At 72.2% G+C, this 12,156-nt stretch carries 10 protein-coding genes; 2 read left to right on the plus strand and 8 right to left on the minus strand.

The window, feature by feature from the left end; genetic code table 11:
• Positions 1-8 precede the first annotated feature (8 nt).
• The 6 genes from AB0J55_RS20090 to AB0J55_RS20115 form a co-directional block, all read right to left on the minus strand.
• The gene (locus AB0J55_RS20090) at positions 9-1,364 is read right to left on the minus strand and encodes a glycoside hydrolase family 43 protein (RefSeq protein WP_364250175.1); all 1,356 of its coding nucleotides are present in this window, start codon (positions 1,362-1,364) and stop codon (positions 9-11) included.
• Positions 1,349-2,749 (minus strand): endo-1,4-beta-xylanase, encoded by a 1,401-nt coding sequence (locus AB0J55_RS20095; protein ID WP_364250178.1) that lies wholly within the window; start codon positions 2,747-2,749, stop codon positions 1,349-1,351. The genes AB0J55_RS20090 and AB0J55_RS20095 overlap by 16 nt, the downstream gene beginning before the upstream one ends.
• Before the next feature lie 486 nt (positions 2,750-3,235).
• Complete coding sequence (locus tag AB0J55_RS20100; protein WP_364250181.1) at positions 3,236-4,066, minus strand: LLM class flavin-dependent oxidoreductase; 831 nt, start codon at positions 4,064-4,066, stop codon at positions 3,236-3,238.
• A gap of 107 nt (positions 4,067-4,173) precedes the next feature.
• On the minus strand, positions 4,174-5,124 hold the full coding sequence (locus AB0J55_RS20105) for an Lrp/AsnC family transcriptional regulator (protein WP_364250184.1): 951 nt from the start codon (positions 5,122-5,124) through the stop codon (positions 4,174-4,176).
• Positions 5,125-5,320: 196 nt separating this feature from the next.
• Entirely contained in the window at positions 5,321-6,127 is an 807-nt protein-coding gene (locus AB0J55_RS20110) for an MBL fold metallo-hydrolase (protein WP_364250187.1), read from the minus strand.
• Between the two features lie 17 nt (positions 6,128-6,144).
• Positions 6,145-6,768 carry a DsbA family protein gene (locus AB0J55_RS20115; protein ID WP_364250190.1) on the minus strand — a complete coding sequence of 208 codons (624 nt, stop codon included), beginning with the start codon at positions 6,766-6,768 and terminating at the stop codon, positions 6,145-6,147.
• 63 nt (positions 6,769-6,831) lie between these two features.
• Here AB0J55_RS20115 and AB0J55_RS20120 point away from each other — a divergent pair, with 63 nt between their 5' ends.
• Positions 6,832-7,689 (plus strand): helix-turn-helix domain-containing protein, encoded by an 858-nt coding sequence (locus AB0J55_RS20120; protein WP_364250193.1) that lies wholly within the window; start codon positions 6,832-6,834, stop codon positions 7,687-7,689.
• 92 nt (positions 7,690-7,781) lie between these two features.
• The gene (locus tag AB0J55_RS20125; RefSeq protein WP_364250196.1) at positions 7,782-8,639 is read left to right on the plus strand and encodes a DUF3616 domain-containing protein; all 858 of its coding nucleotides are present in this window, start codon (positions 7,782-7,784) and stop codon (positions 8,637-8,639) included.
• A gap of 8 nt (positions 8,640-8,647) precedes the next feature.
• Here AB0J55_RS20125 and AB0J55_RS20130 read toward each other — a convergent pair whose 3' ends face one another.
• Both AB0J55_RS20130 and AB0J55_RS20135 read right to left on the minus strand, forming a co-directional pair.
• Positions 8,648-10,273 (minus strand): CotH kinase family protein, encoded by a 1,626-nt coding sequence (locus tag AB0J55_RS20130; RefSeq protein WP_364250199.1) that lies wholly within the window; start codon positions 10,271-10,273, stop codon positions 8,648-8,650.
• A gap of 461 nt (positions 10,274-10,734) precedes the next feature.
• A complete protein-coding gene (locus AB0J55_RS20135; RefSeq protein WP_364250202.1) occupies positions 10,735-12,138 on the minus strand; it encodes an alpha/beta hydrolase in 1,404 nt (467 codons plus the stop codon).
• Positions 12,139-12,156 lie beyond the last annotated feature (18 nt).

Consider the following 12,156-nt stretch of genomic DNA (forward strand, 5'->3'; position numbering starts at 1 on the left):
GAAACTTCTCAGGCGGCGAACTGCCACCAGTTCACGTTGAACAGGTAGCCGCTCCCGCCGGTGAAGCGCAGGACCAGGTCCTGGGTGCCGGTGGCGCCGGTGACCGGGCAGGACACCGACGTCCACGTCTGCCAGCCGCCGGTGCCGGCCACCGTGCAGCGCCCGACGACCGTGCCGGTGGCGCTGCCCAGGCGCAGCTCGATCGTCCCGCCGGCGGCCGCGGACGCGACCCGGGCGGTGAACGACTTCGCGCCCGCGCCGAAGGCGACGTTGCGGACCTTGATGCTGTCGCCGTTCTCGATCCACCCGACGTTCATGCCGCCCTCGGACGCCGGTTCGGTCTCGATGCCGGAGCCCCAGGCGATGGTTTCTGCTTCCTGCCGGGTGTACGGGTCGAGCGTGTCGGCCGGCGGTGGCCCGCTCGTGGTCATGGTGATGGTCGGGATGCTGCCGTCGGCGTTGTAGGCGAACTTCTCCACGGCCACCGAGCGGGTGTAACCGCCCCCGCCGGGCAGGGCACCGTTGTGGTAGAAGAAGTACGAGCTGCCCTTGAAGTCCACGAGGCCCGGGTGGTTGGTGAAACTGCTGCCCTGCGTGGGCATCACCGTGCCGCGGTAGGTCCACGGACCGGTCGGGCCGGGCGCGGTGGAGTAGCCGATGAACTCCGAGCAGCACTTGGCCGCGAAGACGTTGTAGTACAGGCCGTTGCGCTTGTAGACCCAGGGCCCTTCCTCGTACATCGTCGGGCGGCTGCCCCCGTTCGGGCGGGTGCCGAACCCGGCCGTGGTGAGCGGGATCTGGTTGACCCCACCCGAGAACGACGTCATGTCGGCGTTCAGGCGCACGTACCAGAGGTTCGGGTTGCCCCAGTAGAGGTACGCCTGGCCGTTGTCGTCGATGAACACGGTCGGGTCGATTTCCCCGTTCTCCACGAGCGGGCGGCCGATGGCGTCGTGGAACGGCCCGGTGGGGCTGTCCGCGACACCGACGCCGATGGCCATCCGGCCGGTGGCGCGGTTGACCACCGGGACGTACCAGTAGAACTTCCCGTTGCGCTCGACGGCCTGCCCGGCCCACGCGTCCTGTTTGGCCCAGCTGAACGTCGCAAGGCTCATCGGCGAGCCGTGGTCGGTCCAGTTGACCATGTCCGCCGACGACCAGACGCGCCACTCCTTCATGGTGAAGTACGTGGAGCCGTCTTCGTCGTGGCCGGTGTAGAGGTAGACGCGGCCGTTGTGCACCAGCGGTGCCGGGTCCGCGGTGTAGATGTGCTGCACGATCGGGTTGTCGGCGTGGGCGGCGCCGGGCAGGACGGTGAGCGCGGCCACGACGGCGGCCAGCAGGCAGGTCAGCTTGCGGCGCACGAAGCCGTCACCCCTTCGGCGTTTCCGGTGCCCTGGAAACCGAATTCCGTGGTCTGCCCGGCCGCGACGGTGCCGTTGTAGCTGACGTTGGCCCACGTGACGCTGCCCGTGGTGCCGGTGTTGGCGGCGCTCCAGGAGCTGGTGACGGCGGCGCCCGAGGGCAGGTTCGTCGTCACGCGCCAGCCGGTGAGGCCGGTGGAGCCCGCGGTGACCTTGACGTTCGCGACGAACCCGCCGTTCCACTGGTTCAGGGAGACCGACGCGCTGCAGCCGCTCGGCACCGGCGTGGTCGTGGTGGGGGTGGTCGGTGTCGTCGGGGTGGTCGGCGTGGTCGGCGTGGTGGGAGTGGTCGGGGTGGTCGGCGTGGTGGGCACGGTCGGGCCGCCGGCGTTCAGCGCGTCGAGAACGCTGTTGTAGGCGGCTTTCTTGTTCCCGTTGCCGTCGAACAGCAGCGGGTTCTCCCCGGAGCGCCAGGAGTCGGTGTCGCGGATGCCCCACGTGGTGATGCCCGCGCAGCGGGCGACGGCCATGCAGGCACGGGTCACCGCGCCGTAGGCGTTGGCCTGGTTGGAGCCGGCGATGTCGAGCTCGGTGATCTGGACTTCGACGCCGAGGTCGGCGAACCGCTGGAGGTTGGCCTGGTAGTCACCGGGCGGGTTGCCGGACAGGTGGGACTGGAACCCGACGCAGTCGATCGGGACGCCGCGGGACTTGAAGTCGCGGACCATGTTGTAGATACCGGTGCTCTTGGCGTTGACGCCGTCGGTGTTGTAGTCGTTGTAGCAGAGTTTCGCGCCGGGGTCGGCGGCCCGGGCGGCGCGGAAGGCCGCTTCGATCCAGTCGTTGCCGGTGCGCTGCAGGTTCGAGTCGCGGCGGCCGCCGCTGCCGCCGTCGGCGAACGCCTCGTTGACCACGTCCCAGGCGTAGATCTTGCCCTTGTAGTGGGTGGCGACCTGGGTGACGTGGTTCATCATGGCGGAGCGCAGGTCGGAGCCCTCCATGCGCTGCGCCCAGCCCGGTTCCTGCTGGTACCACAGCAGCGCGTGCCCGCGCACCCGCTTGCCGGTGCTGACCGCCTGGTTGAGGATCCGGTCACCGCCGCTGTAGTTGAACTGCCCCCGGTTGGGCTCGGTGGCGTCCCACTTCATTTCGTTTTCCGGGGTGACCATGGTGAACTCACGGTTCAGGATGTTCACGTAGGTGGAGTCGCCGAGCTTCCCCGCCGCAACGGCGGCGCCGAAGTAGCGGCCGGTCTGGGCGGCCGAAGCGCCGAGTGTCGTCGCCGCGCCGGCCGAGGTGACCATGGTCAGCGAAATCCCGAGGGACGCCGCGAGCAGCGCCGAGGCGAGGGACGCGCGGGAGAGGGACCGCGATGTCAGTTTCATGGTGCGCACTTCCTGGGGAGCACCTGGCGCGGCCAGGCGGGGTGGACGGGCTGCGGGGAGAGGTCGGGGTGGCCGTGGTCAGGTGCGCCGGGCCCGGCGCGGCGAAGCCGATCGCGTGTCCGCCGGTACGGTTTTCGCGAGTTTCATCGTGGTCCTCCGCTCGCCGGTGAATGCATTCCGAGAGGCGGCGCACCATTCGTCGGCGAAAGTTTCGGGAACGGCCTTTCCCGGCCGGGGTGAACGCAGTGTCGCATCGGATGTTCACGCTCACAAGAGGGGCCGGGAAAGGCCGAGTACGCGAATGAAAATTTCACGGCACCGGTCGGCCGGAACGCGGAATTGGCCACGTTTGCGCCGCCGCGCTCGCCTGCTCCCGGAGATGGGCCGCCGGCGCGACCGCACCCTGCGATCGAAGACGCGGCCGCCCCGGGCCCTGCTCGACCGGGAGGACGCGACGACCGGCGGGTTCGAGCTGCCGGGGATGCTTCAGCCGAGCACGTCGGCCAGGCGCCCGACCTGGTCGGTGTCCGGGGACCAGCAGTAGCACACCACCTCGTCGGCGCCCAGGGCGGTGAACTCCGCGACCGCGTCCCGGATCGCCGCCGGGGTGGTCAGCAGGCGGCCGGCCGTCGCGGCCGCCAGTGCCGGATCGAACGCGTAGTAGGCAAGAATCTGCGCCCGCGCTTCCTCCACAGTGGACTCCGGGCCCAGTGCGACGGTCACCTGCCCGACCAGCCGCGGCCGCCCCGGGCGGCCGGCGCGGGCCCAGGCCGCTTCGACGTACTCGAACTGACGGCCCGCCGCGGAAAGCGCGGTCGCGCACAGCAGTCCGTCGGCGAAGCGCGCCACGCGGTCGAGGGCCCGCTCGGCGAAGCCGCCGATCAGCACCTCGGGGCCGCCGGGGCGGGCCGGGGCCGGGCCGATCGGGCCGCCGGACCAGATGTCGCGCATGAGCTTCAGCTGCTCGTCGAACCGGCGGCCGCGGGTGCGCAGGTCCACGCCGACGAGGTCGAACTCGTCCGCGCGGCCGCCCACGCCGAGGCCGAGGGTGAACCGGCCGCCGGAAAGCCGGTCCAGGGTCGCCGCCTGCTTCGCCAGCAGCGTGGGTTCGCGCAGCGGGGCGAGCAGCACCTCGGTCTGCAGCCGGATCCGGCTCGTCGCGCCGGCGAGCGCCGCCAGGGTGACCAGCGGCTCGGGGTTGTCCCACACGAGCCGGTCCGCCAGGCCGAGGGTGCGGAACGGGCCGTCGTCGGCGCGTTTCGCCCAGTCGAGCAGCCGTTCGGGGCGGGCGACGGGCAGGCCGAGGCCGAGGGACATGGGAGGTCTCCGATCGGGAGGGAACCAGGACGGCCCCACTGTCACCGCCGTGCCGGGAGAACCCCAGAAAACCGGCAGACTTCGGCGTTATTCTCCCGAATCAGAGGCTAGACGGTGGTTTCCGACCGTTTGAGCGTGCGTATGACCGGTGCGGTCTCCACCGCGGACACGCCGGGCAGCGCGGCCAGCGGGCCGGTGAGGTAGCCGTAGAGCGCGCGGGGGTGGCGGCACAGGACGCTGACGTACAGGTTCGCCGGCCCGGTCGTGGCCGCGGCGAAACCCACCTCGGCGTGCCCGGCGAGCGCGGCCCCGGCGGACTCGAGGTGGCGGGGAGCCACCGACAGCCACAGCGACGCCGCCGTCCGCAGCCCCAGCACCTCGGGCGTGAAATCGACGTCGAAGTACAGCGCCCCCGAGTCGCGCAGCTCGCCGAGCCGCCGCCGGACCGTCGTCTGCGACCAGCCCGTCGCCGCGGCGAGCTCGCGGAAGCCGGTGCGCCCGTCGCGGCCCAGCTCCGCCAGGAGCGCGCGGTCGCCGTCGGTCAGTTCGACCGGGTCGTCCGGGAGCACCGGGTCCGGCGGCCGGAACTGCTCGACCTGGGCCCGGGTGAGCGGCCCGGATCTGGTCAGCTGGCTGGTGGGGCCGCCGAAGAAGACGTGCACGACGCAGTGTGCGCTCACCTGGGTCACCGGCGGCGTGCGGGGCAGGCGGGCGAGCACCGACGACGTCGCCGCCTGCGCCGGGGTGCGCACCATGCAGACGATCTCCGAGCCGCCGGAGGCGATGTGCACCCACGACGTCTCCGGCCGGTTGGCCAGGGCCCGGGCGAGCCCGTCGGCCGCGCCCGGCGTGCAGGCGACCCGGACCAGCCAGGACTCCTCGCCGACGGCATCCGGCGCCGTCGTTCCCACGACCCGGACGGCGCCGGAGGCGCGCAACGCCTGGTACCGCCGCGCGACGGTCTGGTCCGACACGCCGAGCACCTCGGCCACCTGGCTGAACGGCACCCGCCCGTAGATCTGCAGTGCCTGCAGCAATCCCAGTTCCACTCGGTCCACCCCGGAACGATACGGGGTGATCGACGCGCCGACCGGCCGCCTCGCGCGGCAATCGTTTGCCTGCCGCCGGGCGGCGGCCACCGGTCGCGGGGCCGGCCGGGTGCCGCGGCAGGGATGGTCCAGGGCGTGGCGGCGGCCCGGACCAGCGCGGAAACGAGGTACCGGCGCCGGACCACGGCCGCCGGCGTTTCCCCGGTCAGCCCCAGGTCATTTCCCCCTTCGCGACCTTGGTGCCGAGCGAGGCGGCGATCTGCAGCCCGGCGTCCGGGTAGGCGGCCAGCAGCCGCTCCTCGGCCGCGGCCGCGTCGGCCGACTCGGCGACGGTCTTCTCGAAGAACCGCAAGTACTCGGCGGTGTGCCGGATCGCCGTCCGGTCGGTGGGGGCGCCGGCGACCCGGTGGCCGGCCACGACGAAGGCCGGTTCGAGCGCTTCGAGGTCGTCCAGCACGCGGAGCCACTCGGTGCGCTGCTCGGTGGTCGCGCTGTCGGCGGTCCACACGTGCAGGCCCTCGAACAGCAGCACCCCGCCGAGCAGGGCCCGCCCGGCCGGCTCGAAGACGTACCAGGCGCGGTCGCCCAGTGCCGTGCTGCCGCGGCGGACCTCGAGCGCGACACCGTCCACGGTGACCGAAGGCGTGGTCAGGGGCGCGATGTCCACCAGCCGGGTGGGCAGGTTGGCGCCCAGGTGCGCCCACGCGGCCAGCTTCTGCTCGTAGGTCTCGCGGATGTGCTCGATGACGTCGGACGGCGCCAGGAACACCGCCTCGGGGAAGGCGTCGGCGATGACCTCCGCGCCGAAGTAGAAGTCGGGGTCGCCGGCGGTGACCAGCACCGTGGTCAGCCGCCGGCCGGCGTCGAGGACCTCGGCGACGATCCGGTGCCCGTCGGCCCGGGTGAAGGCCGCGTCGACGACGACGGCCTCGGTTTCGCCGGTCACCAGCACGCTGGTCTTGTTCAGCGAGCTGTCGGCCGCGTCGATGATCCGGTAGTCGAGGGTGCTCATGGGAGTTGCCTTTCGGGTCAGGCGGAAACGGAAGCGAGGTGGCGGCCGAGGGCGCCGGTCAGCTGGGCGGCGGTCGAGGTGGGGCCGCCGAGGCGCACCACGCCGGTGCCGGTGTGCAGCAGCAGCGCCGGGTAGGCGGTGACGCCCAGCCGGGCGGCGCGGGTGAAGTCCCGCGTCGCCGCGGTGTCGGTGAAGCCGGCGAGCACGGCGTCGGCGTCCAGGCCGAGCCGGCCGGCGAGGTGCCGGTAGGTCGCGGGTTCGGAGAGGCTCAGGCCGTCGACGTAGAAGGCGTGCTGCATCGCCTCCGCGGCCTCCAGCGCCCGCCCGGGGGCGGCCGCCCGCAGCGCGGCGAACCCGGTGGCGGCGGCCGTGGAGTCCATCCGGAACCGGCCGTCGGCGACGAGCGCCTGGTAGCCGGGGCCGAACTCGGCACCGGTCAGCTCGGCGATGCGGGCGTTCGCGCCGGCCACGTACGGCATGGTGCCGATGGGGACGACCCGGGCGCCGGTGAACAGGCCGCCGCTGACGACGTCCAGCTCGATCCGGCCCGCGTTCGCCGCGGCGAACCCGGTGACCGCCGGGCCGAAGCCGTGGCACCAGCCGCAGTAGGCGTCGAACACATAGGTCAATTTCACTTTCATGATCCCAGGCTAGGAAGCCGAGCTGGGCTTTTCACGGTCCGCACCGGACGTATCATGGTAAAAATGGGACACAGCATCCGGCCGGTCCGGTACGAGCCGCCGCCCGGGGTGACCGGCGAGATCGAGCTCACGTCGCTGGCGCGCATGCGGGCCCGCGGCGGGCCGGAGGAGTTCGTCGCCCCGCAGCGTCTCGGCTTCGACCTGCTGGTCACGGTCGAGTCGGGGCACGCCGTGCACACCGTCGACTTCACCGGCCACCCGCTCGGGCCCGGCGACCTGCTCTGGGTCCGCGCCGGTCAGGTGCAGCAGTGGGGTGCCGTCGAGGTCATCGAAGGACCGGTGTTCCTCTTCACGCCGTCCGCGATCGACGACACGACCTGGGACCTGATCCGCGCCGCCGGGGTGGCCATGCCGAACCACTGGGCGGGCGGGACGGTGGCGGGCACGCCCGCGGCGGCGGCGTTGACCACGGCGCTCGCCACGGCGGCGGCTCCGGACACGAACCTGCGGGACGCCGCACTGGCCCGCGCCCTGGCGGCGGCGTTGCTGCTGCTGGTGATGGCGGTCCCGGAGGGCAGCGGCCGCCGGCCGCCGACGCACCAGGCGTTCGTGTGGTTCCGCGAGGAACTGGAGAAGAACTTCCCGACACGGCACCAGGTCGCGGAGTACGCGGCCCGGCTGGGCTACTCGGCGCGGACCCTCAACCGGCTGGCCCGCGAGAACACCGGCCTGAGCGCCAAGCAGCTCATCGACGAACGGATCGTGCTGGAAGCCCGGCGCCGCCTGGCCCACGGCCGCGACCCGGTGGCCCGCATCGCCGCCGACCTCGGCTTCGACGACGCGTCCAACTTCTCCAAGTTCTTCCGCCACCGCACCGGGACGACGCCGGCCGCCTTCCGCGAGCGCGTGCGGAAGGCTTGACCACACTGTGAGTCCACAATGGACGGTGTGTAACAGCACGGCGGGGGTACGCGACTCAGCGGTGTCGGAACGCACTCCCCGCCGAGGTGGTCGTGAAGGTCAAGCCGATTCCCTTCCCGGAGAAGAACGGCACCGTGCCGTTCAACGCTTCCGGCGTGACCCGGGTCGGCGCGCGGACCTTCGTCTTCGTCGACAACAAGGACCCGGCCGCCCTGTTCGAAATGGCCTTCGACAGCCGCGTGAGAGCGGTCGAGCGGATCCGCCGCCGCCGGCTGGCCGGCTTGGGCAAGGCGGCCCTGCGCGATCCCGAAGGCCTCGCGCGGATCGACCTGGCCGGGGAAAGGCTGCTGGTCGTCGCGTCCTCGCTGGGCGCCGGCGGGCACCGGGTCAGCGACGGGCTCGTGCGCGTCCGGTACCGGCCCGGCGGCGACCTGACCGCCGAACCGATGGACGGCTTCCGTGACTGGCTCCTCGCGCGCCTGCCCGAGTTCGCCGCGGCCGGGCGGCTGGAACCCGACGCCGGCGGGCTGAACGTCGAGGGCCTGGCCTGGGAGGCCGGCACCCTGCTGTTCGGCCTCCGCGGACCCGCCGCCCCCGGGGAGGCCGCGGTCGTCCGGATCCCGGCCGACGTCGGCGCACGGAGGTGGACGACCGCGGTGCTCGGGGCGCCCGAGGTGGTCCCGGTGCGCCTGCCGCGGCCGGACGTGACCTGGGGCATCCGCGACATCTCCGCGCGGGCCGGGGACTTCCTGCTGCTGCTCGGACGGTCCACCAGCGACGGCGACGCGCCGTTCCGGCTCGCCACCTGGAACCCCGGCAGCGGCCGGGCCGAGCTGCTCGACGTCGCCTTCCACCGGTCCGCGAAACCGGAAGGCGTCACGGCCTTCCGCGTCGACGGCGAGGAGCGGATCCTCGTCGTCGACGACACCGGTGGGTACACCGTGCTCTGAGCCGGGATTCAGGAGAAGTACAGCTGCGAAGGCACCGGATCCTGGTACACGCGCGGCTTCCCGGCCGGCGTCGGGTCCGTGCCGAACGCCGCGCTCAAGCCGGTCCCGGCGTTCTTCAGCGTGAAGTGGCCGCTGTAGGTGAAGACGTCGTCCGGCGGGTCGGCCGGGAGGACCGAAAACGCGTCCTCCCCGGCCTGCGTGGCGAGCAGCGGGTGTCCTTGCGCCGACGTCGCCGCGGTCGCGTGGAGGAACCGGCCGGACGCCTTGCTGCGCACCGACTGCCCGCCGCCCGAAGGGGCGAAGCACCACAGATCCGCGTCGTCGACGTTCGCCGGCCGGAGCCGGTGGGTGACCTCGAAACCGTCCGCGACGGCTTCGGAAGCGCTGGCGTGCAGGCACTCGTTGGTGACGTCTTCGCGGACGTACGCGCCCGCTTCGCCCGGCAGGCCGCCGCAGAGGTAACCGGCGGACGTGGCCAGCCGGAGCTGCTTGCGCACGATCGTGAGCTGCGCGGGCACGTCGGGGACGCCGAGCCCGGTCAGCACCGCCGCCATCCGGTCGAGGTACGGCTTGAGCACTTCCTGCTGGGTCCGGTGGCCGAACACGGTCTCGCGGTACTCGCGGATCCGGTCGAGCACCTGCGCGCGCCGGCCGGGGTCGTCGCGCACCAGCTTGGCGAGCAGCCCGGCGGTGTCGAGGCGGAAGTGGCGGCCGGGCTGGAGGGTCTGGTCGAGGCCCCACGGGATCAGCTTGAAGTCGATGTCGTCAATCCCCGGCTGCGCGACCGCGTCCACGTCGTTGTACACGTAGGTGTTGTTGGTGTTCCGCGAATAGCCGTCCCAGTGCTTGAGGAAGAACTCCATCGCGTACAGCCGGGTGAACTGGTCGAGGTCGAACACGTCGGCCGCCCCGGCGATCCCGTGCGCGGCGATGTGGTCGATGGCGAACCGCAGGTCGGCCTTGTCGTCGAACCTCGACAGCGGTTCCACGCCGACGAAGGAGAACCGGCCGTCGACGAAGTCGTCCTGGTGCTCGATCTCGTACAGGTTCCCCTTGTGGCTGCCGAAGTTGCGCTCGATGTACCGGGGCATGACCGGTTCGACGTTCACGTATACGCCGGGGCTGTTGACGCGGGCCACGCCCTGCCCGATCGGCGTGCCGTTCACGAGCACCCGCGCGTAGCCGGCCCGTGAATGGGGGAGACCGGCGAGCTCGAACAGTTTGTAACCGAGCAGCTGCCGCAGATAGGAGAGGTCCTGCACGGAGTTGTTGAGCGTCAGGTACCGGGAACCGATCAGCTCCTGGACCGGCGCCTTGTTCGCGTCGAGGAACTTGCCGAAGTCGATGTGCAGGCAGGGTTTGTCGCTGTCGATCGAACCGCAGAACGACTTCTTCTTGATCCCGACGTCGGGGAACGAGGTCCGCGCCGGGAACTTCGACCCGGAGATCTCGACCGACGTCGCTTTCCGCCAGGTGTAACGGCTTCCGCCGGTCCAGTCGAAGTTGCACGCCCCGCCGGCGGGCTGCTCGCCGCGCACCGCGTCCCAGTCCGCCTGCGGCAGCACGATATCGATCGTGAGAACGTTGTCGACGTCGTAGAGCGCGTCGAGGGCGTGCTGTTCCTGGCTGCTCATCCCGGTATTGTACGGCGGAATTCGCACGGTTCCGGCGACGATGATGCGGCGAAAATTCCGGGGCGGATACCATTTCCGTTGGTGTATCACCCATGGCCGGGACGGGCGGTGGGACGTCGGCGGACGTGCACGCGCGGCACCTGGCCGAGCGTCCACGACCTCACCGGCAGGCGCATCGCGGTGATCACCCCCTGCGTGGCCGTGGTGTGCACCGGGGCCCGGTCCGCCCAGGAACGCGGCGCGCGGAGACCGGGTCGCCCGGCTCGGCACCCCGGTCGAGGGGCTCTTCGAACGGCGGCGCTCGCCGCCGCCTGGGCCGAAGCGGCCGGGCTCGACGTCTTCGGCGCGGTGTGCTCGGCCGCCGGTCGGCTGGGCCGGTACGAGTCGGACGCCGGGCTGCTGCCGGGGCGGGCCACGCAGTGGCCGGTGACGGCCTTCGTGTCCAGCCGCAGGAGTGTTGGTCAGGCCGGGCAGCTGATGTCGTGCGGCGGCGGTTGCCGGGTCAGCAGGTAGCGGTCCACCGCCGACCGCGTGCAGGCCGTGCGCGGGTAGACGGCGTGGCCCGAGCCCTCGTACGTGAGCAAGGTCGTGTTCGCCGGTGCCTGGTGGTGGATGGCCAAGGCCCAGGCGTACGGGGTCGCCGGGTCGTAGCGGGAGTTCAGCAGCAGGAGCTGCGGCGCGCGCGGGATGCTCAGCCGGTGGGGCGGGTTGGCCGGCGGGCCGTGGACGCCCAGGCACGCCATCGCCTCGCCGTGGCCCAGCGTGCTGCCGCGCATCAGCGGGCCGCGGCGCAGCTCCCCGGCGTGCAACGCCCGGTACTGCGCGAAGTCCCGGATCCGGAGGTCGAAGTCCTGGCAGACGACGGCCAGGCGGATCGAGGCGTAGTTGTACTCGAACTGCGCGGTCACCGGCGGCTGCCCGGCGAGGGTGTCGGCGATGACGCGGGCCGCGTCGTCCCAGTCGGGCCCGTACATGTCGCTGAACACCCGGTCGCGCAGCCAGTTGTGCCGCTGCGGCATCCCGTCGGCCGCCGCGAGGGCCTGCGGCCAGAGCGCCAGGACGTCCCGGCCGTGCAGCGCGCAGGCCGTCGTCCGGTCGCACCACGCGGCGAACTGGCGGAGCAGTTCGTCCGCGGCGGTGGCCCGGTCGCCCAGGAAGCGCTCGATGCCGGCGCTGTGGTCGATGGAGCTGTCGAGCACCATCGCCCGGACCCGGTCGCCGTGCTTCTCGGCGTACTGCTGCCCGAGCAGCGTGCCGTAGGAGATGCCGAGGAAGCTGATCTGCGCCTCGCCCAGCGCCCGGCGGACGGCGTCCAGGTCCTCGGCGTTGACGCCGGTGTCGGCGTGGTCGAAGACGGGCAGGTTGCGGGCGCGGCACTCGGAGACGGCTTTCTCGCTGTAGCTGCGCAGGGCATCGAACTGCGCCCGGTCGCCCGGCTCGTCGTCCGGCGGGACGCTCGTGTCCTCGCACCGGATGAACTCGCTGCGCCCGGTGCCCCGCAGGTCGAAGCCGACGACGTCGAACCGGGCCAGGACCTCCGGGCTGAAGAGGCCGGGACTCAGCGCGAACTCGGCACCCGACGAGCCGGGCCCGCCGAGGTCGGCCAGCAGCACGCCGAGCCGGTGCGCGGGATCGGCGGCCCGGTGGCGGGCCACGGCGAGGCTGATCGAGGGGCCCGAGGGCCGCGCCCAGTCGAGGGGCACCCGGAGCGTGCCGCATTCGCCATCGGGCGGGGCCGGACTGTCCGGATCATCGGGACAGGTGGTCCAGGCGATCGCCGACGGCGACCACCCGGGCTCGGCCAGGGCGGGCGTCCCGCCGGCCAGGACGAGCAAGCTGCCCAGGACCGCTCCGAACACCCGCACGCTGCCTCCCCCGTGTCG

Origin of the sequence: Amycolatopsis sp. NPDC049688 (assembly GCF_040674975.1) — a bacterium.
In the GTDB taxonomy this organism is placed as follows: domain Bacteria; phylum Actinomycetota; class Actinomycetes; order Mycobacteriales; family Pseudonocardiaceae; genus Amycolatopsis.